Here is a 22,806-nt window from a genome sequence, read left to right as displayed (position 1 = left end):
ACCTACAAGCCGAACATCGCCGACAAGCGCGAGAGCCCGGCCACGCCCCTGGCCCGCGCCCTGGCCAACCTCGGCGCCAAGGTCAGCTTCCACGACCCGTACGTCCAGCACTGGGACGTCAACGGGGCGGACGTGATCCGCGTGGACAATTTGGAGGCCGCGGTCACCGAGGCCGACCTGGTCATCCTGGTCCAGCGGCACCGCGAGTACGACGCCGACCACCTCGCGTCGCTGGCGCAGCGCTTCTTCGACACCCGGGGCGCCACCACCACCGAGGACGCCCACCGCCTCTGACCCGGGTCAGGCACCCGCCCCGGGCACGTACGAGCCGAAGTAGGTCCGGGCCTGCCACACGTCCCCGTGTAGCAGGTCCGCCCAGGCGGCGACCGTCGCGGCCGGGTCGACCGCCGCCCGGATCTCCGCCTTCGCCCGCGCGGCCCGCTCCGCCCACACCTCGGGGTCGGCATTGGCGAGCACCGCCGCGACCGCGTCGTCCAGCGACGACTGGATCCACTCCGCCGAGTAGATCTCGCGCGCCCCGGGCCACGGGCGGATGATCGGCACCGCACCGGACGCCATGCCCTCGGCCGCGGCCAGGTGGAAGCTCTCGATGTCGCTGGTGGACAGCACCTGGCCGACCTTGCGGTACCAGCGGGCCATGTCCCGGCCGGGAGTGTCGAAGACGACGCCGCCGCGCAGCAGCGGGTCGCGCTCGATCCGCTCCATGTACCAGCCGACGTACTCGTGCTCCTCGGGCCGGGTCCAGGCGACCGCGTGCTGCCAGGGCAGGGTGGTGCGGACGTACATGGTGAACCGGGGGTCCTCGCGGCGGACCCGGGCGAGCACGTCGAGCATGAAGTCGAACCGCTTGTTCACGAAGTCGACCCCCGCCACGCCGACGCCGAACCGGGCCTCGGGCAGCTTGGGCCGGTCCAGCCAGTCGACGTCGACCAGGTTGGGGATGTACACCAGCTTCTCGGCGGGCCAGCCGAGCTCGTTGCGGATGCGGCCGAAGATCGGCGGCGACACGTACACCACCGCGTCGACCTGGTCCATGTCGATCTCGTGCGGATACCGGGTGTCCAACTCGTAGCGGTGCAGGCGGACCACCAGCGTCTGGCCGGGGCGCTTGTGCCGGGACAGCCAGGCCGCGCTCGGCCGGGCCCACTCGGCCAGCACCGCGTCGGCCTGCCGGAGCAGCGGCGCCGTGTGCTGGGTCGGCGTGCCCAGGCGCGACCACTCGTCGAGGTCGACGCTCAGATCGGTGCGGTTGTCGAGACGGCTGGCCAGTTCCTTGGCGAACTTGAGGTCGTACCCGGCGATCAGGGTGCGGCGACGCGGCCGCGGCACCGCCGGGCGGCCGGGCAGCGCGACGGCCAGCACCGCCTGGGCGGCGTCCTGCTGGGCCTGGACCGTCCACGGAGTCTCGTGCGCGGCGGGCAGGTCCCAGGAGCTGTCGTGCTCGGTCTGGGTCCAGTCCCACCGGTCGCCGCGCGCCCAGGTCCGGCCCGCCCGGGGCGCCCGGTCGGCCGAGAACGAGTACGCGGCGACGCCGCCGGGCCGATCCAGCAGGTCGCGCCAGGTCGCCAGCTGCCACGGTTCGTCGTAGCCAGTGCCGGGAGCGGCCTTGCCGCAGTCCGGACAGGGGCGATCGGTCGCCAGCGGCGGGTAGATCAGCACCTGGGGCCGGGCCGGGGAGGCGGCCCGCTCGACCGACTCGCGGGCGGTCTCGCTGTCGGCCAGGAAACCGCCGACCGAGGGCGCGAGCCGCGCGATGAGCCGCCCGAACGTCGAGGGGTCGTCGTGGTAGAGCCGCGACGGCGGCAGGGCCAGCACCCAGATCCGGGCCGCGGGCACGCCCGCCGCCACGGCCAGCACCGCCAGCGCGGGCGACTCGGCCAGCACCAGCGCCGGGCGGCCGATCCGGGCGGCCAGGCGGCGGTGCTCCTCGGCCGTCTTGGCCCGGTTGCGCAGCTCGGAAGCCTGCTGGGCGACGTTGCGGGCGACGAAGCGCGAACCGCGGTAGGCGAAGCCGACGGGGCGGCGGACCGGACCGGGCAGCCAGCCCAGGCGCGCGGTGCCGCGACCGCCCGCCGACGGTTCGACACGCGGCGGGGTGAGGGCGGTGACCTCGTCGACGACGGCTCCGGTGGCGGCGAACGCGTCCCGGACGCCGCGCCGCCAGCAGCACACCCCGGCCGCCCGGGGCCAACCCTGCTCCTGCAGCAGCACCACCCGGGTGTCCTGCGGCGCGCTCGCCTGCATGGAACTTCCTTCCCTCAGCCGCGGCGTACGCGCAGCCGCCAGTTCTTCGCCCTCACTTGCGGCGTACGCTCATCCGCCGGATCTTCGCCTTGGCGCGGGCCGCGGACAGCCGCCCGACCAGCGCGGTCGCCTGGGCCAGCGAGCGCAGCCCGCCGACCTGCACCGTGGCGGGCAGCCACTTGCCGGGATCGCCCTGCTTCAGCCCGGCCACGCCCTCGTCGAGCAGCTCGACCGGCACCGCGGACAGGTCCGTCACGCCCGCCTCGGCCGCGGTGAGGGTGCGCGCGCCGTACACCTCGGTGACGCCCTGGGCCCGCGGCGTGCTGTCGCCGAACCAGCTGATCCGGCCCAGCGCGGCGGTCCGCCACAGCCGTACCGGCACCGGCCCGGCTCCGGTCACCTCGACCAGCCCGACCTGGTGCTGATCAGCCTCGCCGACCAGCCGTCCCAGCGCCGAGCGGGAGAGCCCGGCAGTGACCGGCACCTCCAGCAGGTGCGCCGACGGGAACACCGACTCGGGCACGCTCGTCACCAGCGACACCCGCGGGTCGGACCGGTATGTCGCGCTGATCAGCCGCAGCTCCAGCAGCGGGTCGCGCAGCACGCTCTGCCGCTCCTCGGTGATCTCGTCCCACCGGCCGACCAGCCGCACCCGCACGTCCTGCTCGTCGCCGCGCAGCAGCGCGTCCACGCAGGCGCGTACCAGCTCCAGCGGCTGCCCGTCGACCTCGACCACCGCGGTCACCAGCGGCACCTTCCAGGCCGAGCCGCCGACCTTGCGCAGCCAGCGCGGGTACGGCATCTGCTCGGCCAGGAACGGCCGGTTGTACCGGCGCAGCAGCGCCGCCTGCTGCATCATGTGCGTCAGGCCCAGGTGCCAGCTACGCGCGTCCCACTCGGGCACGAACACCGCCCCGACCTGGTGCAGCCGGTAGGCGAACTCGTTGTCCTCGCCCAGCCGCAGCATGTTGTCGGTGCCGCCGGACAGGTGGTAGAGGTCGCGGCGCATCGCCCAGGTCGCCCCGACGTGCGCCATGAAGTTCAGGTGGTCACCGGCGCGCAGGTCGTCGGTGCTCCGCAGGATCTTCTCGATGTAGTCGTGCGGCTCGCTGGCGGCGTAGTCGAACAGGTCGTGGATGGACCCGATCGAGGCCACCTTCTCCGGCGTCGGCCAGCTCACCGAGCCCGGCGCGGTGTCGATCATGCGCTTGGTGCCCAGCGTCACCGCGTATGGCAATACGTGGTGCCAGCGGGCCTGCGCCTCGACATGCTCGGGGTAGACCAGCATGTCCGAGTCGAGCCGCTGGATGATGTCGCCCTCGGCCGCCCGCGCGGCGATGTCGCCCGCGTTGCTGCAGCCCCAGCTCGTCGAGTAGTCCGGGCCCCACAGCAGCCGGGTGCGCTCGGGCCGGATCTCGGGCAGGTGCAGCGGCGGCTGCGACCCGTCGTCGACCACCACCACGTCCAGCAGCTGCTTCGGGTACGTCTGCCGGGTCAGCGCGGCCAGCACGACGTCCAGCTTCTCCTGGTTGTTGTACGCCGGGACGACCACGGTCACCGTCATCGTCGGCGTCCACGCGCCCAGCTCCGGCACGCTCACGCCGGACCAGTCGTTGCGCACCACCCTCGGTACGGAGTTCTCGCTCATGCGGCGGGCGCGGCGAACTCGTCGTACGGCGGGATGCCCGGCCAGGTGCGGCCCTCGCCCTGCAGGAAGTAGTCCAGACCCGGGTCCCAGGTGTGGCCGTCGTTGTGCCGGGTGTAGAGGAAGCCCATGGCATGGGTGCGGTAGACCAGGCCGCCGTCGCGCAGCACCCGGTCCAGCAGGGCCCGGTCGATCGAGCGCGCCACCGGCCGCCAGCCGCCGACCGCCTCCAGGTCGCCGCGCGACATTAGCATCGTGCCCCCGGCCACCACCTCGTCGTACATCTCGTGGCCCATCGTGCGGCGCACGGTGGTGTCGTACGGCGCCAGGTAGACGAACTCGGCGCCCTTGCCGACGACGTGCGCGCCCGAGTAGTGCCGGGCCAGCACCAGGTCCCAGATGTGCTCCGGCCCGTACCGGTCGTCGTCGTCGACCTTCGTGACCAGGCTGCCCGTGGCCAGCGCGGTCGTCGCGCCGATCGCCTCACCGAAGGTCAGCTCCCGGGGCAGCGCCACCACGCGCACCGGCAGCGGCAGCGACTCCAGCTCCTCGCGCTGTGCGGCAGGCAGCTCGCAGTTGTGCAGGCCGACGATGACGTCCAGCTCGGGGTAGGTCTGCGCGGCCATCATCGCCAGCGCCTGCTTGAGGTAGTCGGGGCGCCGCGTCACCAGCAGCGCCGTCACCGACGGCGGCCGCGACAGCGACGGGTACGACCCGACCGTTGCCGCGGGCAGCGCGAACCCGGTGGCGTGGCTGCGCATCGCCTCGCGCCGCTGGGCCACGCCGCGCGTCTCCCAGTCGAGCCCGTCGGCGTCGGCGTCCGGCAGCTCGCCGGACAGGATCTTGACCAGGTCGCCGGACAGCAGCGACGCGGCGTCGGCGGGCAGACGCGGGGCCGACAGCACCAGGCCGGTCATGGCGAGCTGGGCCAGCGCCGCGGCCTGCGCCGAGGCGGGCACCTGCGCGCCGTCGACCAGCCGCGCGCCGCTGAGCGCGGTGAGCACCGCGGACTGGTCGCCGTCGAGCGGGTCGCCGATGCGGCCCGCGCTCAGCACCTTGCCGCCACCGCTCAGCTCCCACCAGGCGCCGTTCTCGGTCGGCGCCAGGCGCAGCGAGCCAATCGGCTGCTCCGGATCGTGCCGCAGCCGGCCGTGCGGCGACGCGGAGACCGCGTCGACGACGACCCGCGCGGGCTTGCCGACCGGCGCGATCTCGAACCGGCTGCCGACCAGCGGCTCGCCGAGGGGGCGGGCGGCGGTGTCGGCCGTGCCCGCGACCGAGACGTCGTACGGCCGCAGGCCCTCCTCGGTCAGGCCGGGCGACAGCGTCAGCACCGAGGTGTCCGGGTACAGCCAGGGCACCGGGTTGCCGTCGACGGCCACGTCGGCGCTGACCACGGCGGGCAGCGGATGCCAGGGCGCCAGCACGGCCAGCAGCGCGGGCACGACGCGCAGCAGCGGCAGCGGCTCGGCCAGGGACACCGACACGGCGGCGGCGCCGCCCTCCCGGGGCAGATTCACCTGGTACGACAACAGCCCCGGCAGTGTGCCGAGCCGCCCCGACCAGTGCGGCATGGGCGGGGCCCAGTCCTCGACCGCGATCTCCACGTGGCGGGCCTTGCCGGGCATCAGCCCGTCCCACAGCTTCGCGCGCACATGGGCGGCGGACTTCGCGGCGATCCGGACCCGGTCACCGTCGCGGGTCAGCAGACCCGACGCGTCGGGGGCGCCGCCGAGGGCACCGGTCCACTGCGCCAGCGCGGGCCGCGAGCCCGCGCCGAGCCGATTCTTGATCTTGCGGAGGGTGCCGCGGACCCGGCTGCGCAGCCGCGCCTGCGGGAGCTGGCCCTTGCCGTTCGACTGCCTGGCCGCTCGCCGCACGCCGCCTCCTCGATCTGGCCCGCCTGGTGCCCGGCGCCGATGCCGGGGCATGTTAACACGCGCTCCGGTCCACTCCGTGTCGCGAACGACCATGCTATCCGGCCTCCGGCCCATGCCGAACAGCCCGAACGATCAGGTGAAAAGCCGCACCTTGGATCTTGAGGATGGCCGTTCGGCGGCGTACCGTCCAGCCTCGAACCGACCCCGCCAGCCGCTGGAGACCAAGCGTGGACACCTCGCTCCGCAGCCGGATGCAGCAGCTGGCCCAGCTGTCCGACGCGATGCCCCCACAGGCCGCGGCCTGGTACGCCGATGGCGTGCTCTACCGGGCCGCCCCACTGATGGAACTGCTGGCACCGGACCCGCACCTGGCCCTGTTCCGCGACTGCCGCCAGGCGGTCACCGCGATGCTCGCGGGCGTCCGGGTCGACCCCACCAACCTGCGCCGCCGCCTCAAGGCGATGATGCGTCCCGAGCGCACCGGCGAACACGCCGACCTGGCCGACCTCATCCTCTACTGCGCCTGGACCAGCCTGCCCCCGGACGGCGGCCACCCGGACCCGCGCCGGATCAGCCACGCCGCCGACGCCCTGTGGGAGCACCTGGACCACCTCACCGGCGCCCCCGACGGCTGGCGCGCCCGCGAGGTGGACCGGCAGCTCGCCACGGTCCGGCTGCTGACCGACGACAACCCCGTCGAGCAGTGGGAACGGGCCCGGCGGCTCGGCCACGACCCGGCCGACCTCGCGGCCCTGGCCCGAGCCGTCTCCGTCCGGCAGGGCTGGGCGCTGCGGGTCGACCCGGAAGTACTGCTCCCGGTCCCGCCGCCACTGCGGCACCCGGGCTGCGGCGAGCACCCGCCCGCGGCGTACGCCCGCATCGTCACGGCCGGGACCGGCCACGGCGCCGCGCTGGCCGGCTATCACGGCACCACCGGCAAGGCCGTCCCGTTCACCGCCCGCGCCGGCGACGTGGTGACCGTCGACTGCCCGTTCGGCGACGCCGAGGTAATCCGGCGCGAACCTGACCGCACCTGGGTGAGCTGGCCCTGGACTGACAGCCCCGGCACCGGCGACGAGCTGCCCGCATTCACCCACGACCCGACCGAGACCTGGTTCCCGATCGAGCTGCGGCCCGCCCCGGGCCAGCCGGCGGTGGGCGAGCGGGTCCGCGTCGGGGTGTCCGCGCTGCGCGTCTACGTGCTGCGGGCGTACACGTTCACGCCGGGGCGACAGAACTGGTTCGACAAACCGGCCGAGCAGCAGCTCACCGCCATGGCCATGCTGCCCGCCGGACGCCCGGCCACCCCGGGCGGCCATGGGGCGGGCGAGTTCGACCCGTACGAGATGCCGCTGTCGGTACTGCTGGAGTGGCGGGCGTACCCGTTCCTGGAGCCCGGCGACCTGGTCGCCGACGCCGCGGACCGCGAACTGACCTTCCACCCGCCGCTGCTGTTCACCGCCGACGGCGAACCCGACCGGCCCGCCTGGCCGCTGCGCCTGCTGCGCCAAGACGGAGCCGAACCCGCGACCAGCGCCGTCGGCGCGGTGGCCGCCGCCACCGCCCAGGGCTGCCACGACCTCGTCGTCGACGCCTGGGAAAAACAGGCCCAGGTCACCCTCCCCGACGACCTCCCGCTCCGCCACACCTGGTTCCAGTCGCCCTGACCACCGGTGCGTCCCGTGTGGACCCAGCCTGAAGTCTGGTCCGGGCCTCCTCGCGGGTGCCTGGCCGGACCTGCCCGTTCCTGCCCCACCTGAGCCGACCGTTGTTTCGACCCGGACGATGATCTCGCGGCGGATCACCGTGTAGATCACTGTTAGAGGTCAAAAGGTGCCGTGCCAGCCCAGTTTCCGACCGCAGACCGCGATCATGCCGGGTGGACCTTGCCAAGATCGGCGTCTGCGGTCAGTTTCCGGGCAAGTTCTGGGCATGCGAGCGAAAGGCCCCTAAGCAGCGGCCCCCAATGGGCGGTCGACGGAAAGTTTCTGATCTCTATGGGAGCGATCCCACGAGTTTCGGCAGGTCACTGACCTGCCGAAAAGTTGTTGGCACGAAAGCGTTGTGGCGGGCCTTACAGCCGTGTCAGGATGGCGCTCGCTTGTAGGGAGCGATGCAACGCGAACCACCCGCCGAGGGCACCTGACGTCTCGTCAGGACGGCGTGGACCCATCGCCGCACACGTTCGCGTGTGCGGATTTTCTTCGCCCACCGGGCTGGGCATTTCGTACCGAGTCGGTATTTTCCGCGCGCTGATCACCGGTCAGTCGCCGATACCGACAAATCCTGCCCAAGGAGTTCGCACCATGAGTTTCCCGATCACCCGACGACGCAAGGCCGCCGCCGCGGCCGGGGTCGGCGCCCTGGTCTTCGCCGGCCTGGTCACGCTGCCCGCGACGCTCGCCGCCGCCGCACCCGGCTGCGACATCACCTACACCACCAGCGACTGGACCGAGGGTCCCAGCACCGGTGGCTTCACCGGCACCGTCGTCGTCAAGAACACCGGTGACGCCCTGACGAGCTGGACGCTCAAGTTCGCCTTCCCGGGCGGGCAGACGTTCACCCAGGGCTGGTCCGCCAACTGGACCGCGTCGGGTGCCAACGTCACCGCGACGAACCTGTCCTGGAACGGCGCGCTGGCCACCGGCGCCTCGACCAGCCTCGGCTTCAACGGCCGCTGGACCGGCACCAACCCCAAGCCGACCGCGTTCACCCTGAACGGCGTCACCTGCACCACCGGCGGCGTCACCCCGTCGGCGAGCGCCAGCGCCTCGGCCAGCCCGAGCACGCGGCCGTCGAGCAGCCCGTCCGCGAGCCCGTCCGCGAGCCCGTCGGCCAGCCCCAGCGCCTCGCCGAGCAGCAGCCCGAGCCCGTCGACCAGCCCGAGCCCGACGGACCCGACCAGCAAGGTGGACAACCCGTACGCGGGTGCCCGCGGCTACGTGAACCCGGAGTGGAAGTCCAAGGCCGAGTCCGTGGCCGGTGGCAGCCGGGTGTCGAACACCTCGACCGCCGTGTGGCTGGACCGGATCGCCGCGATCAACGGCAGCGCCACCAGCATGGGCCTGGTCGCGCACCTGGACGAGGCGCTGCGGCAGTACAACGCGGGCACCGGTCCGCTGGTCGCCCAGTTCGTGATCTACGACCTGCCCGGCCGGGACTGCTCCGCGCTCGCCTCCAACGGTGAGCTGGGCCCCAACGACCTGCCGCGCTACAAGACCGAGTACATCGACCCGATCGCCGAGATCCTGGCCCGGCCGAAGTACTCCGCGCTGCGCATCGTCGCGATCGTCGAGATCGACTCGCTGCCGAACCTGGTGACCAACACCAACATCGCCACCTGCGCGACCATGGCCGCCAACGGCGGATACGTCAACGGCATCGGGTACGCGCTGAAGAAGCTCGGCGCGATCTCGAACGTCTACAACTACATCGACGCCGCGCACCACGGCTGGATCGGCTGGGACACCAACCTCGGCCCGTCGGCGACGAAGTTCAAGCAGGCCGCCACGGCTGAGGGCAGCACGGTCAACAACGTGCACGGCTTCATCACCAACACGGCCAACTACTCGGCCCTGACCGAGCCCTACTTCACCATCAACACCACGGTGAACGGCACCACGGTCCGCCAGTCGAAGTGGGTGGACTGGAACCAGTACGTCGACGAGCTGTCGTTCGCGCAGTCGTTCCGGACCAAGTTGATCGCCGAGGGCTTCAACTCCAACATCGGCATGCTGATCGACACCAGCCGCAACGGCTGGGGCGGCGCCAACCGGCCCACCGCCGCGTCGACCTCGACCGACGTCACCACCTTCGTCAACCAGTCGCGCATCGACCGCCGCATCCACGCCGGCAACTGGTGCAACCAGTCCGGCGCGGGCCTGGGCGAGCGGCCGAAGGCCAACCCGGCTCCCGGCATCGACGCGTACGTGTGGGTGAAGCCTCCGGGCGAGTCCGACGGCGCCAGCCAGGTCATCGCGAACGACGAGGGCAAGGGCTTCGACCGGATGTGCGACCCGACCTACACCGGTAACGGGCTCAACGGCAACAACATGACCGGGGCGCTGCCGAACGCGCCGCTGTCCGGCCAGTGGTTCTCCGCGCAGTTCGCCGAGCTCATGGCCAACGCGTACCCGCCGCTGTCCTGATCATCGGCCTAGCAGCAGTCGGCCCCCGGCCGGTCCGTCAGGACCAGCCGGGGGCCGTTCACTGTGCCGAGCCGCTCAGTCGCTGAAGCGCCAGTCGGCGAGCTGGGCGAGCTGGAAGTCGGTCACGACCCCAGGGACTCGATCAGACGTCGTCGAGGTGTCGCCGTCACCTGCCGACCTGGCGAAGCCATGCGTCCTGTTCAGCGTCGGGCAGCAGTTCCCTGACCTCTTGCGCGCAGCGGCAGGCGACGGCGATCCTGGCTGCCCAGGCCAGCGCCTCCTCGCGTGAGTCCACGTCGACGACCGAGAACCCGCCGATGACCTCCTTGGTCTCCGGGTAGGGACCATCGGTGACGATCCCGTCCGTGGCCACGATGCTCGCCCGCTGGCGTTGGAGTCCGCCGCCGAACACCCACACACCGGCGTTGATGGCCTCCCGGACCACCGCGTGCGACGCCTCGCCCACATCGGGCCAATCCTCATCAGGGATGTGGTCCATCGCGCCGTCATTGAACGAGATCAAGTACTGCGTCATCCCATCGCTCCCTTGCGCCAGCGGCTCCTCCGGCCGCCTGTCACCTGTACTACGAACGACTCGCCCCCGATCCGACGCCAAGCCACAAGAATTCTCGGAACCCCGGACGGGCGTGCGGTGCGAGGGGGAGGACGATGCCCGATGGATAGATCGTCCATCAGTGGGATGGTGTGGTGCCCCAGCAGGAAGCGAGCCCGCCCGACGCGATCCTTGCTGCGCGGTCGAGGGACGGATCAGTGTGCGTCCGATGAGGCTCGACCGGCACCGCGCGCGACTGCCGCCTCGATGCGGAGCAGCAACCCCGCGACCACCATCAGGCCGCCGACGAACAGTCCATCGGCGCCAAGCAGTCCGTACCGCCGCATCAGAAATGACGCCACGATGACGATCACACCAATGATCGTGACCGAGGTACCGAGGGCGCCTGGCGCTCTACCCGATCTCGCTTCCATGCGCCGCAGGCTACACATGATCGCCACCATGCGATATCCCCACGTCCGGCCGTCTACCGCGGTCCTGGGAACATACGCGGAACAGCCGCGCCGCCTGGTGATCTTGGGTCCCGTGCGTCGGAGGGGCTGCCCGCGCGGCGTCGCCGTACTACGGTCTGGGCCATGGATGATCCGACCGGGATCTTGCTCTCGCTGGGAAGCGTCTGTTTCTTCTTTTTCCTTCTGTTCTGGGTGGTTCGAGCCGCTGTTGCGCGCGGCATGGAGGACGCCGCTCTTCGCAGGGAGCAAGCGAGGCAGGACGAGATCAGCTTTGCGGAGGACGTGGCTCGACAAGACGCCGCCGGGTGATCCAGTCAAGTGACCTTGGTGTGCGGTACATGCACGTGACATCCGGCCCTGACCCATGTGCGGAATGGTGGACGACAACCGTGGTCGCGGCGTTCTCGACCGCCGCGACCTCGACTGTTACGAACCATCGGAAGCGAGGCCGCATGCCCGACGCCGGCATGACCACCCGGCACTGCGCCCATCCGACGACGGCCAGGTCGCCGAACACCTGGGCGCACAACGGCACGGGAGGAGGACGACGACCGCTAGAGATCATTGACCAGTGGGATGACGTGGTGCCCCCGACCGGATACATCCCAAAACTGCTCCGCATTGGGTCGGCTGGCCATAGCGGCTGACCTGCCGATTGGATAACAAAAGAGTCATCGGGCGCTACGCATGGTCTTGACTGCATGGCCCATGCCGTATCGGGCGACAAGTTGGTCCATGATCTGGTCCGGCGCCAGGCACACTATCGCGGAGGCTCAGGGGCGACCCTGGAACGTTGTGTCATCGACCGTCGTCTCCACCGCCGGCCCAGCTTCACAACGAGCGCCGCGCCGGTCAGTACGATGAGCCCCAGCACGACGTAGGCCCAGTTCTGCGCTTGCCATGGCGACGGCGTCAGCTGTGGGCCATCGAGGGTCCACTGCTCCAGTGCATTGCGGGGATAGCTCGGGCACCCGTACCCAGCCGCCCGCAGTGGCAGAGTCTCGGGGCTCTGGCCGGCCGGGAGACGCACGATGGCGCATGAGTTGTCCGCGTCGTTGGTAACCGACAGGACCGGAGCGCCTTGCCGCCACGCGATGAGGTTCGGTCGATCTTCCCGGCCACGGACCGCCTCGTCCGTGACCGTTCCGGTGTCGACATCGAGATATTGCAGGTGGAACCGCTGCCGGGCCGGCCGGTCAGGGGTGGGCCCGTCGCAGGACGGCGACGTAAGGCATCCCTCGATGAATGTGAGGATCAGTTGGTTGCCATCCGGCGACCAGGCGGCGCTGCCCGCGATCTGCTGCCGCTCGCCGAGCGGCACCGCACGTTGCACGGCGCCGGTCGCAACGTCCAGGATGAGCAACTCCTTATTTTGTGCGTCGCGGCCGACGGTGATGGCCACCCGGGTGCCGTCAGGCGAGAACGCCGCCCGGAAGACGTCTGCCTCAGCCACGTGGACGACCCGTAGACTGCCGTCCGGCACGCTAACGATGACGATGTTGTCCAAGCGCGTCGAATCGTTGATCCGCTCACCGTTCGGGCCGGTGGTTGGCACTACGTCGTCCTGCCCGACAACGGCGACGGCGCTTTGGCTGTCGGGCGACCACACGGCTGGCCAATTTGACGAGACGGCAGGACTGAGCTTGCGGGACTGCCCGGTGACCAGGTCGACAAGGCTGTCGCCCAGGAGGTAGCGGCCGTCTGGCGACAAACTGCCCATCAACTCGCCGGGGTCGAGGTAGACCAGCCGGAAGGAGTCGTCGCGGCCCACGACCACCAGCGACGTATCCAGATCGAGACTGTGCCCTGTCTCGAACACAAGCTTCGCCGGCCCGTTCGGATCCTCGCTGAACGTCTGCTGCCACAGGTAGGGCTGGGCGGCCCAGGCTGGCAGCGTACGGTCGTCAGTACCTGCGAACTGCGACCCGGTCGCATTCGGCGACGGCAGCCACATCGCGGTCATACTCACCAGCAGGCAGGCAAGAATCCCTGCGGCCCGGCGCCGCCAGCGGAGGCGACGTCCGCGCCGCCACAGGTCCTCCGGCATGCGCACGCTGGGAGCCTCGCCGGCGAGATCGACCAGAACTCGATGCAGCGTTGTAGTCATTTCGACACCTCCTGCAGGTCAGCCAGTTCGGGGGCGACGGCACGTAGACGGGCCAGCGCATCCCGAGCCTGGCTCTTCACGGTGCCCGTCGACACACCTAGGACCTGTGCCGTCTGTGCTTCGGTCAAGTCCTCGAAGTAGCGCAGCACGAGCACGGCCCGCTGTCTGGGGGCCAGCTTGGCCAGCGCCTGGCGAACGGCGATCGCCGTCGTCGTCGGCCCGTGGGGGTCCGCCCCGGCGACCTCCGGCACGGCGGCGACCGGCAGCGGCTCCCGTCGCCACCTTCTCCACCAGGAGACATGCTGGTGGTACAGGACGCGCCGCACGTAGGCGTCCGGGTTCCCGTCCGCGACGATCTGTTCCCAGCGGGAGGCAACCTTGGCCAGCGTCTGCTGAACCAGGTCCTCCGCCAGATACGAGTCGCCGGTCAGCAGGAACGCCGCACGCACAAGCGTCCCCAGGCGCGCGTGCACGTATTCCCGGAACGAATCCGCAGGACCGGCTGTCATCACTGGCACATCTCATACACGCGCAGAAGGCGACCGTTGGAGGGGCGGCTTGGGTGGTTGTTGAAAAGCCGGTCAGCCAAGGCCGCCGGCGTCGTTACGCACAGAAGCTCCGCCAACAGCTGGATCTGTCGCACGGTCCAACGCTCGTCGTCGACCTCGAAGTATCCGACTGAGTGACCACGCGTCGAACCGTCAGCATGCGATTCGTCGCCAACGGGGGACGATGGAAGCGGCGTTCTTCACAGTAGTAGCGCGTAGATCGGCTGTGGTGGGCGAGCGTTCGCTCTAACTATCTGGTGTAGCCCTCGGTTCCGCCGAAGGCTCTGGCGCGCGCCCGAACCACTCCAGAACTTCCAGAATGGATTCCACTTGGGCTGCTGCCAATTGTCGTCCGAGTTCGCCGTCGACGAGGGTGATCCCGTAGTCGAACTCCAGCTACGGGTGGTGGGGTCACGCTTCAGCTCATCATGAGTCAGAACATTAGGGGCGTAACTCGCGCAGTAGCTACCGATCGAGCAAGCAGTTACGGCAACCTGCTCCCCTGATCAACTCATCAGATGTCGATCTTTTCGCAGGTCAAACAAGCGCTAGCCGGATCCATGAAATGGACATTAGCCACTTAGTTGCACAGAAAGTGCCCCCGGCGGGATGCATCCCAAAACTGCTCCCACAGCGGATGCCTAGCCGTAGCGGCTGACCTGCCCATGGGGTGAGCTGACGGCTTGCGCGGAGGTTCCTATGTTCGGCGCGACCCGGTGGGTTATGGCGCCCGTGCGGCAGCGTCGATGTCCAATCAGTGCATCCTCGCCGCAGCGAAAGCCACAGGTCCACCCAATGTCAGAACTGGCATGATCACCCCATGCCCCGCACCAGCCTCCTCGCCCAAGCCCGCGACCTGTGGACCGACATCGCCTCGACCATCGTCGCCTTCCCGTCCACCGGCCTGACTGTCGTCACGTCCCCCACCTCGAAGATGTGCCCACCAGGCTGGATGGGTCTCGTCATTCTCGGCGAAGCGGCGATCGCCACCGCCCCAGATGACGAAAGCACGGAAAAGGCCCGTAAGCTCCTCGCCGACCTGTCGATCGCCCAACTCCGCAGCGACGAGGGAGTGGCCCAAGCCCTCACCCCGGCCGCCATCGTCGGCCCGGTGGCACTCGCCTACCTCACCGCCGACGACTTCCGCCCCGTGGACTCCGCCGCCCTCGCCGCAGGCCAGACCATCGAGGAACTCCCTGCAGGCCACGAAGACCTCCGAGCCCTGGAACGGCTATGTGGCCGACGCGACACCGACGAGGCCGGAATCGACGAGATCACTTCCCCGGTCTTCGTCATCCGCGAAGCAACTGAAAGCAATGCGGTCATCGCAGCATCCGGCCACATCAGCTGGCCCCGAAACACTGCTCACCTCAGCGTCCTCACCGCACCATCAGCCCGGGGCAGAGGACTGGCCCGCGCCACCGCGTCCGCCGCCGTCGCCCACGCACTCGCGGCCGGGATGCTCCCGCAGTGGCGCGCCCGCGTGCCGGAATCCCGCAGCGTCGCCCGCGCTTTGGGTTTCAGCGAACTCGGGACCCAGATCAGGGTCCAGCTCGACTCGTGACGCAGGGACTCGACGCTCTCCGGCACGTCCAAGAGGAACCGCGCAACGAAGGTCGGTTCCTCAAACGATCGTCCATGGCGGCTCGTGTTTCACCGACGTGAGCACAACACACCGCCTCCTGTGCTCGATCCTCGCCCCATGACCGTGGTCAGGCGGCGACCGGGCTGTGCGGCCGAAAAGCGATGTCGAGGTCAGCGTTCAGCGCGGCAGCGAGCCGCGCGAGCAGCGGCACAGTGGGTGTCGCGCCGCCCGACTCGAGCCGGGACAGCTGTGGCTGGGTCATACCCGCTCGCTCTGCCAGCTCGGCTTGTGTGAGACCGAGCTCCACTCGCCGGTCATGCACCATCTGACCGAGCATCAGCGACGCGCGAGCCTCCTCGTAGGCGGCCGCGTGCTCGTCTGCTCCGGTGCGTTCCCAACGCACGTGTCGCGTAGCCATGTGATGTCTCCTCTCCCGATGTCACAGCCACTTGCGCTCATACACTTGATCGGCCGGCGCGTGCACTCCATGACCAGCGGCGCATAGTTGCTGCGCGGCGACCGCTCGGTCGACCTCGGCCCGTTCGACCTGCCGGGTCTTCCGGAACACTGTCAGGAGCACCACCCGCCTGCCTGGGGCAAGCCAGTAGCTGATGCGTATCGCCTTGCGTTCGAGGTAGAACCGCAGCTCGCGAGTCTTGCCCGACAGGTGCCGCGAGTACGGCTCCCCGAGGGTCTCGGCTTGATCGGCGAGGATGTCGGCCATCGCCTCGACTTTCGCGTAGTCCTTCAGCGAAAGCGTGTCCAGCCACTCACGAACCTCTGGTTCCAACTCGACCACGTAGCGATCCAGCACTCACCGACGATATACCATCATCGGTATATCGTCCAGTGTCGGCGAGCTGTAGGCCCTGGTCCGGGCGGTGCTACTGGGGGTTCAGCAGGTCAGCTGCCGTTAGCACGATGGTGGCGAACTGTTCTGGCGGGATCTTGGCAACGAGAACCTTGCCCCCGCCTTCGGGAACTGGGTGTTCGTCCCGCCAGAACGCGAAAATGATCACCAGATCATCGTCGAGGTACGCGTAGCTCGACACGTTGTCGAGCGTCTCGCTCCATCGCATGAACCAGTAATGCTCACGGAAGCCTGTCTCATCGGCCTCAAGTTGGCGGAAGATCTCCTCCGGGGAGTACTCAGGGAAGGGACACGGCCGAATCTCGCGCTGGCATACCCGCGCTGCGGCCCGGCGCAGGTAGTGGCACAGGGAGGGTACGTAGGCGACGTTGTCATCGGCCGTCAGCCGTTTACCGGCAGCCCACACGTCAACGATGCGAAGGTCAGCGGATAAGGCCATGCCGATCTCTATGGCAAAGGTGGTCCGGTCACCGATACGTCGTCTCATCGACCCGGGAGGCTAACAGGTTGGCCTCGGCGGTCGCCGACGATCACATCAGCTCGGCCCGGCTGGAGGTCTCGTCTGGTTCCGGACCGGGTCGATCTGACGGTTCTGCGGGAGGACCAAACGGCTCCAGGATCTCCAGGATGGATTCTGCTTGGGCTGCTGCCAACTGCCGGCCGCGTTCACCGGCCACGACGACGATGTCGTAATCGAACTCCAGCTCGTGGTTCCTGCCCATGTCTGACTTCACCACGATTTGGGCATCAGCGATATTCTGCTCGCTCAAACGGGCGACGATCTGGACCTTTGCGCCCGAACCCAGAGCGCCAACCTGCTCCCCAGCCGCCTGCGATCGATACCGTGGCAAACTAAAACTCTCGCAGGTCAGTGACCTGCGAGAGTCCATCGATAAATTCGGACATTAGCCGAATATGGCATAAAAGGTGCCCCCGGCAGGAATCGAACCTGCGACCTGCGGTTTAGGAATTATCGATCACCGCCGGGCACCGGATCTCCCACAAGCCATCGGTGCTGTTCGCGCACGGTCCCAAAGTCTCATCGCCGTCCGGCGTTGACCCTCGCTGACCGCCGCATCGGGCACGAACGGGCACGACCCGACGCCCTCAGACGCATGCGGACGCATCGATCGACCTTTACCGCAAGCGGCTACCGTGGGAGGTAGGAGTTAATGCAGGCGGCACGGTAGCGCTACCTGGCGCCGAAGTTATGGGTGGGCCTTCAAGTTTGAGAACGTAGACCCCGCTCGGGCCAGCGAGGCATAGCAGGGGTTCGCCACGCATGTAAGTGCCTGTAACAAGTGTTCCGTTGGCACGTATCGTGGCAATTGCTCGTCCGGCTTCTGAGTCCCAGAGCCGCCCCGACTTGTCGACGCTGGTCGTGACGATAAACCGGCTGTCAGGCGACACCGCACACGACACCACGCTGTCGGTGTGGCCGAGTAGTTCATGTAGCAGCCGGCCGTTGGCGGCGTCCCACACCCGCGCCGAATCGTCCCAGCTGGTCGTGACGATAAACCGGTCGTCAGGCGATACCGCACACGACACCACTTTGTCGGTGTGGCCGAGTAGCTCGTGTAGCAGCCGGCCGTTGGCGGCGTCCCACACCCGCGCCGAATCGTCCCAGCTGGCCGTGACGATAAACCGGCTGTCAGGCGATACCGCACACGACACCACTTTGTCGGTGTGGCCGAGTAGCTCGTGTAGCAGCTGACCAGCAGCCGCGTCCCACACCCGCGCCGACCTATCGTCGCTGGTCGTGACGATAAACCGGCTGTCAGGCGACACCGCACACGACACCACTTTGTCGGTGTGGCCGAGCAGCTCGTGTAGCAGCTGGCCATCAGCCGCGTCCCACACCCGCACCGAATCGTCCCAGCCAGCCGTGACGATAAACCGGCCGTCATGCGACACCGCACACGACACCACCCAGCTAGCGTGACCAGTCAGTACCTGCAGCGACTGGCCGTCGCTGGCATCCCACACCCGCGCCGACCCGTCCCAGCTGGTCGTGACGATAAACCGGCCATCAGGCGACACCGCACACGACACCACGTTGCCGGTATGGCCAAGCAGCGTATGCCGCAGCTGGCCATCGGCCACGTCCCACACCCGCGCCGACTTGACGGCGCTGGTCGTGACGATGAACCGGCCATCCTGGGACACCGCGCACGACACCACCATGTCGGCGTGTCCGGTCATCTCGTGCCGCTGGCTTCTATCAACGACGGTCTTCCACACCCGTGCCGAATCGTCGTCGCTGGTCGTGACGATGAACCGGCCATCAGGCGACACCGCACACGACATCACCCAGCCGGCGTGACCAGTCAGTACCTGCAGCGGCTGGCCGTCGCTGGCATCCCACACTCGCACCGACCCGTCCCAGCTGGTCGTGACGATAAACCGGCCATCAGGCGACACCGCACACGACACCACGCTGTCGGTGTGGCCGAGTAGTTCATGTAGCAGCCGGCCGTTGGCGACGTCCCACACCCGCGCCGAATCGTCCCAGCTGGCCGTGACGATAAACCGGCCATCAGGCGACACCGCACACGACACCACTTTGCCGGTATGGCCGAGTAGCTCGTGTAGCAGCTGACCAGCAGCCGCGTCCCACACCCGCGCCGACCTATCATTGCTGGCCGTGACAATAAACCGGCCATCAGGCGACACCGCACACGACACCACGCTGTCGGTGTGACCGAGTAGCTCGCGTAGCAGCTGACCAGCAGCCGCGTCCCACACCCGCGCCGACCCATCGTCGCTGGCCGTGACAATAAACCGGCCATCAGGCGACACCGCACACGACACCACGCTGTCGGTGTGACCGAGTAGCTCGCGTAGCAGCTGACCAGCAGCCGCGTCCCACACCCGCGCCGACCCATCGTCGCTGGCCGTGACAATAAACCGGCCATCAGGCGACACCGCACACGACACCACGCTGTCGGTGTGACCGAGTAGCTCGCGTAGCAGCTGACCAGCAGCCGCGTCCCACACCCGCGCCGACCCATCGTCGCTGGCCGTGACAATAAACCGGCCATCAGGCGACACCGCACACGTCCCCACTCGGCCGTTGTGGCCGGTCAGTATGTGCCGTGGCTGGCCATCGGCAGCATTCCACACCCGCGCCGTCCCGTCCCAGCTGCCCGTGACGATAAACCGGCCGTCAGGCGACACCGCACACGATTCCACCGAATTGACATGGCCGGTTAACGCATGTCTCAGGGCTGAATGCGGCTGGTCAGGTAGCGGCCAGTGAGGGACAAACCGCATCGCGGGGGGCAGGGTAGTCCGGTACTCCCGCACGGCAGTTTGCAACTCAGGGACGTCCTGCAATCGGGCGGCCAGGTTGTCGGCCAGGCTATGTGCCGGGGTGATACCCAACAGCAGGTGTGCGTTCTGCCGAATCGCACGACGCAACACGCGCGCTACGGCGTCATCGGCCAGGGCCAGATCGGCATCAACCGCCAGCGGGCCGGAACGCGTCAGGCGCGTCTCCACCCACCGCAGATCACACACCAATGCGGCTAGTTCGTCATCAGCCCTCGCCTCGGCCAGATGCTCGCACAGGTGGCTCCACCAGTAGCCAGCCTGGTCCGGCAGCCGCCACCACTCGGTCCGCGCCGCCCCGGCAACGGTGCCCGTCAACGGTCGGCCCGCATCGATGAGCGTCGCGTTGGCCGTCTTGACCGCTGCGGTGTCCAGGGACCGTAGGTAGGCGCGGATCACATCGTGCAACCGCAGGCTCAGGTCATCGCGGCGGAAGTCTGCCAGCAGCGACAATCCGTCCAGCCGCTCACATAGCAGTCCCACCTCGATCGCGCTCAGCCCTCCGGTACGCGCCCACATCAGCTGCAACACCTCGTGCGGGACGCGCACGTCCTCACCGAACACCGCCAACTCCGCGAACCGCCGACGTTCCTGCTCGTCCAGGACATTGACACTGGCCCCGATACACGCCGCTGCGGCCTGATCCCGGTCGGTCCTGTTGGCCAAGTCCAGGCTCGCCGGGCCTTTCTCCTCCAACCAGGCGACCAGGCGCGTCACCGCCGCCTCGATCGTGGCACCGCCGTCGACCGTGGTCACCAACTGCCGGTTGGCCAACCGCACCAGCAGCGGCCACCGCCCCGTCAACTCCACCAGGCGCTCCCAGCCCCGCTGCCCCAGCGGCGGCAGATCAGCCGTCAACACCATCCGGGCCTGCGCATCGTCGAACTCGTCGACCCTCACCGACCGGTTCTGTGACCCGTCGGGGAGCACACCCTTACGCCGGGTCGTCACCAACCGGGTGCACCCCAGCCCGCCCTGCAGGAACGGCCGCAGGTGCGCCGCGTCCCATACGTCATCGACGACCAGCAGCGTCCTCGGATACTCGTCGAGCAGTCGGCCCAGCTCGATCCCCGCCTGCCGCAGATCCGTGGCCCTCAAAGGCTGCCCGGACAACGCCTCGACCACCACGCCGACCTGCGACAGCAGGTACGCCTCCGTCGGCTCCTCCCCGACCGTGACCCACACCGCCGCCCTGAACCGCTTACGCACCGGCTTCAGCTGGCACACCTGCCTGGCTAAGGTGGTCTTTCCGAACCCGCCCGCCCCGAACAACCCCGTCGTCACACCCACCGTGCCGGCCCCGTCTGCCGTCAGCAGCCGCACCAGTTCCACCACCAGGTCAGCCCGCTGGATACTGCGCGGATCGGGCTTCTCCACATGCCAACGGTCAGACCGTCCGCGCAGAGAACGCCGCCTCTCCATAACCTCGGCCACGGGTATGCCAGCCGACGCCACGGCCGCCGCACCGAGCAGCCACCAGCGCCACTTGTTCAGATCACCGAACGCACCGTTGATCGGGGCCAGTAGCGCACCGACCACCACCGCCCACAACAATCCGGCGACTGCAGTCACTCCGCGCGCCCACCAACCCATGCGCACCGACCACCCTCCACACCAGACCTCAACGGCACGCCCGAGCCTAGAGACAACCAGCCGCCGACAACCCCACCGAACATGCTAATCGTCGATGGGACGTCAAGCCCGACTTGACGAGCAGACCACCACCCACGCCGTCCCGTCGCCGTCGTCCCGCCCTCCGGGGAGCGGGCCGCCCGGGGGTGGGCAAGACGGAGCGCCCCACGGACGAACGGTCTTGACCACCCCCGGGCGGTCTGCTCGGCTGCGCCCGGGACGACGGCGACGGGACGGCACCACCCCAACCACCCACCCAGCTCACGCCGCCCGACGGCGCCCCGGCCGTCTCGGAGCCCGAGGCCCCCGCCGGAGGCGAAGAAAAACCCCGGCGCCGCGTGACCGAAGGCAAACGCCGGCCTTTACACGGCGTGGCCGTCCGGCGGGCCGTGACTCGCCCAGCCGCCTGGACCTGGTCCCCGGCTGGCACGCCGCGCGGTCGGCGGCAGCATCCTCACCGCGGCTGCCGACTCGTATCCTGCCGAAGGCGGCCCGGCCCGGTCGCCACCCAGCGCGCCAGCCGATGGGCGCTGGCATGATCGTCCGGCCTCCAGGGCCGGACGATCACTGCCGCCCGATCGGCGGCGTGCGCGGCCCGCAGGGCCGCCTTGAAGCGTCGCTTCGGCCGCGTACGCAAGCTGCCTTCCGGCCGCTACCAGGCTCGTTACCGAGGACCAGATGGCCAGGATCATCCGGCGCCGACCACCTTCGCGAACAAACGGGAGGCCGAGCGGTTCCTGTCGCTGGCAGAGGCCGACATCGCCCAGGGCCGTTGGCTCATGCCGCAGGCGGCCCAGATGACCGTGCGGGACTGGTGCGAACAGTGGTTCGTCCCTGCCAGCACCACCTGGAAGGTCAAGACGCGGCAGACCTACCGATCAGTGCTGGACCGGCTGATCCTGCCGCATCTGGGAGAGGCGCAACTCGCGACGCTGCGGCCGATCACTGTGTCGAAGTGGTGCGCCGACCTGGTAAAGAACCTGAGCCCGTCGCAGGCACGTCAGGCGGTACGGCTGCTCTCGCAGATCATGCACGCCGCGATCGTCAACGACCTCATCGCCGCGAACCCGTGCCGCACCGTCAAGCTGCCTCGACTGCCTGAGGCCGACCCGGTGATCCTCACCGTGGAGCAGGTCGACCGCCTCGCTGCGGTGTGCCAGGAGGACGACCGGTTGATGGTCCTGGCGATGGCCTATGGCGGTCTGCGCATTGGGGAAGTGCTGGCGTTGCGGCGGCGCAGCATCGACCTAGACGGTAACCGTGTGGTCGTCTCTGAGGCGGTTGCCCAGGTGTCGGGCGGCACAGTGGTGGACACGCCGAAGAACCATCAGAGGCGGGCGGTCCGTATCCCCTCGTTCCTGGTCGACCTGCTGCGGGCGCGGCTGGCGGACCTGGCCGACGATCCCTACGTGTTCGTGTTCCCGGGTCGCCGGGCGGAGAACGCGCACCTGCCCCAGAGCTACACGGGGTTCAAGAAACGGTTCATCCGGGCCGTCGCGGTGGCCGGGCTGGCGGGCGTCACCGCTCACGATCTGAGGGCCACTCACGCAAGCTGGGTCGCCGACTCGCACGGGGTGCTGGTCGCGGCGCGTCGGCTCGGTCACGCCAACGCGAGCGTGACCACTCGCCACTACGCCCGCCCGATGGACGGCCGCGACGGCGAGGTCGCCGAACACCTGGACAGGCAGCGGGCACAAGAGAAAGGATCGGGCACGCAACGGGCACGAGAGGAGAACAACGACCACTAGAGATCATTGATCAGTGGGATG

The 22,806-nt window shown here is 69.1% G+C and carries 18 protein-coding genes; 6 read left to right on the top strand and 12 right to left on the bottom strand.

The window, feature by feature from the left end; translation table 11 throughout:
* Positions 1–294: UDP binding domain-containing protein (locus KUA19_RS41820; RefSeq protein ID WP_254550946.1), on the top strand; the 294-nt coding region annotated here is incomplete at its 5' end.
* A 6-nt stretch (positions 295–300) separates the two neighbouring features.
* Here KUA19_RS41820 and KUA19_RS41815 read toward each other — a convergent pair.
* The 3 genes from KUA19_RS41815 to KUA19_RS41805 are packed head-to-tail and all read right to left on the bottom strand — an operon-like array spanning position 301 to position 5,790.
* Positions 301–2,265: a glycosyltransferase family protein gene (locus KUA19_RS41815; RefSeq protein ID WP_217405537.1), complete on the bottom strand. Its 1,965-nt coding sequence runs from the start codon at positions 2,263–2,265 to the stop codon at positions 301–303.
* Positions 2,266–2,317: 52 nt separating this feature from the next.
* Entirely contained in the window at positions 2,318–3,913 is a 1,596-nt protein-coding gene (locus KUA19_RS41810; RefSeq protein ID WP_217405536.1) for a glycosyltransferase family 2 protein, read from the bottom strand.
* Positions 3,910–5,790 carry a glycosyltransferase family 2 protein gene (locus tag KUA19_RS41805; protein ID WP_217405534.1) on the bottom strand — a complete coding sequence of 627 codons (1,881 nt, stop codon included), beginning with the start codon at positions 5,788–5,790 and terminating at the stop codon, positions 3,910–3,912. Before KUA19_RS41805 ends, KUA19_RS41810 begins: the two co-directional genes overlap by 4 nt.
* Positions 5,791–6,017: 227 nt before the next feature.
* On the opposite strand from KUA19_RS41805, the gene KUA19_RS41800 reads away from it, so the two are divergent.
* Positions 6,018–7,457, top strand: a complete 1,440-nt coding sequence (locus KUA19_RS41800) for a hypothetical protein (protein WP_217405532.1) — start codon at positions 6,018–6,020, stop codon at positions 7,455–7,457.
* Positions 7,458–8,096: 639 nt separating this feature from the next.
* Positions 8,097–9,938, top strand: a complete 1,842-nt coding sequence (locus KUA19_RS41795; RefSeq protein ID WP_217405531.1) for a glycoside hydrolase family 6 protein — start codon at positions 8,097–8,099, stop codon at positions 9,936–9,938.
* Positions 9,939–10,104: 166 nt separating this feature from the next.
* On the opposite strand, the gene KUA19_RS41790 is transcribed toward KUA19_RS41795, so the two are convergent.
* Together KUA19_RS41790 and KUA19_RS41785 are read right to left on the bottom strand one after the other, a co-directional pair.
* Positions 10,105–10,473, bottom strand: a complete 369-nt coding sequence (locus KUA19_RS41790; RefSeq protein WP_217405529.1) for a YciI family protein — start codon at positions 10,471–10,473, stop codon at positions 10,105–10,107.
* 233 nt (positions 10,474–10,706) lie between these two features.
* Complete coding sequence (locus KUA19_RS41785; protein WP_217405527.1) at positions 10,707–10,865, bottom strand: hypothetical protein; 159 nt, start codon at positions 10,863–10,865, stop codon at positions 10,707–10,709.
* A 222-nt stretch (positions 10,866–11,087) separates the two neighbouring features.
* Between KUA19_RS41785 and KUA19_RS41780 the strand changes: the two genes are divergently transcribed.
* Positions 11,088–11,273: a hypothetical protein gene (locus KUA19_RS41780; protein WP_217405526.1), complete on the top strand. Its 186-nt coding sequence runs from the start codon at positions 11,088–11,090 to the stop codon at positions 11,271–11,273.
* A 451-nt stretch (positions 11,274–11,724) separates the two neighbouring features.
* Here KUA19_RS41780 and KUA19_RS41775 read toward each other — a convergent pair whose 3' ends face one another.
* The gene (locus tag KUA19_RS41775) at positions 11,725–13,071 is read right to left on the bottom strand and encodes a TolB family protein (RefSeq protein ID WP_217405524.1); all 1,347 of its coding nucleotides are present in this window, start codon (positions 13,069–13,071) and stop codon (positions 11,725–11,727) included.
* Positions 13,068–13,580, bottom strand: a complete 513-nt coding sequence (locus tag KUA19_RS41770) for a SigE family RNA polymerase sigma factor (RefSeq protein WP_217405542.1) — start codon at positions 13,578–13,580, stop codon at positions 13,068–13,070. Before KUA19_RS41770 ends, KUA19_RS41775 begins: the two co-directional genes overlap by 4 nt.
* 859 nt (positions 13,581–14,439) lie before the next feature.
* Here KUA19_RS41770 and KUA19_RS41765 point away from each other — a divergent pair.
* Entirely contained in the window at positions 14,440–15,183 is a 744-nt protein-coding gene (locus tag KUA19_RS41765) for a GNAT family N-acetyltransferase (RefSeq protein ID WP_217405523.1), read from the top strand.
* A 148-nt stretch (positions 15,184–15,331) separates the two neighbouring features.
* Here KUA19_RS41765 and KUA19_RS41760 read toward each other — a convergent pair whose 3' ends face one another.
* The 5 genes from KUA19_RS41760 to KUA19_RS41740 all read right to left on the bottom strand — a co-directional run bounded on the left by KUA19_RS41760 (position 15,332) and on the right by KUA19_RS41740 (position 20,998).
* On the bottom strand, positions 15,332–15,622 hold the full coding sequence (locus tag KUA19_RS41760) for a helix-turn-helix domain-containing protein (protein WP_217405521.1): 291 nt from the start codon (positions 15,620–15,622) through the stop codon (positions 15,332–15,334).
* A gap of 21 nt (positions 15,623–15,643) precedes the next feature.
* A complete protein-coding gene (locus tag KUA19_RS41755) occupies positions 15,644–16,018 on the bottom strand; it encodes a type II toxin-antitoxin system RelE/ParE family toxin (protein WP_217405520.1) in 375 nt (124 codons plus the stop codon).
* A 70-nt stretch (positions 16,019–16,088) separates the two neighbouring features.
* Complete coding sequence (locus KUA19_RS41750) at positions 16,089–16,562, bottom strand: hypothetical protein (protein ID WP_217405518.1); 474 nt, start codon at positions 16,560–16,562, stop codon at positions 16,089–16,091.
* 43 nt (positions 16,563–16,605) lie between these two features.
* Positions 16,606–16,845, bottom strand: coding sequence for a hypothetical protein (locus KUA19_RS41745; RefSeq protein WP_217405516.1), 240 nt, complete (start codon positions 16,843–16,845; stop codon positions 16,606–16,608).
* Positions 16,846–17,212: 367 nt separating this feature from the next.
* Complete coding sequence (locus KUA19_RS41740) at positions 17,213–20,998, bottom strand: NB-ARC domain-containing protein (protein WP_217405514.1); 3,786 nt, start codon at positions 20,996–20,998, stop codon at positions 17,213–17,215.
* A 647-nt stretch (positions 20,999–21,645) separates the two neighbouring features.
* On the opposite strand from KUA19_RS41740, the gene KUA19_RS41735 reads away from it, so the two are divergent.
* The gene (locus KUA19_RS41735) at positions 21,646–22,785 is read left to right on the top strand and encodes a tyrosine-type recombinase/integrase (protein WP_217405513.1); all 1,140 of its coding nucleotides are present in this window, start codon (positions 21,646–21,648) and stop codon (positions 22,783–22,785) included.
* Positions 22,786–22,806 lie beyond the last annotated feature (21 nt).

Source organism: Catellatospora tritici, from assembly GCF_019083965.1.
Classification (GTDB): Bacteria; Actinomycetota; Actinomycetes; order Mycobacteriales; family Micromonosporaceae; genus Catellatospora; species Catellatospora tritici.
Note: the sequence above shows the minus strand (reverse complement) of the source record. Positions and strands in the feature narration are given on the sequence as shown.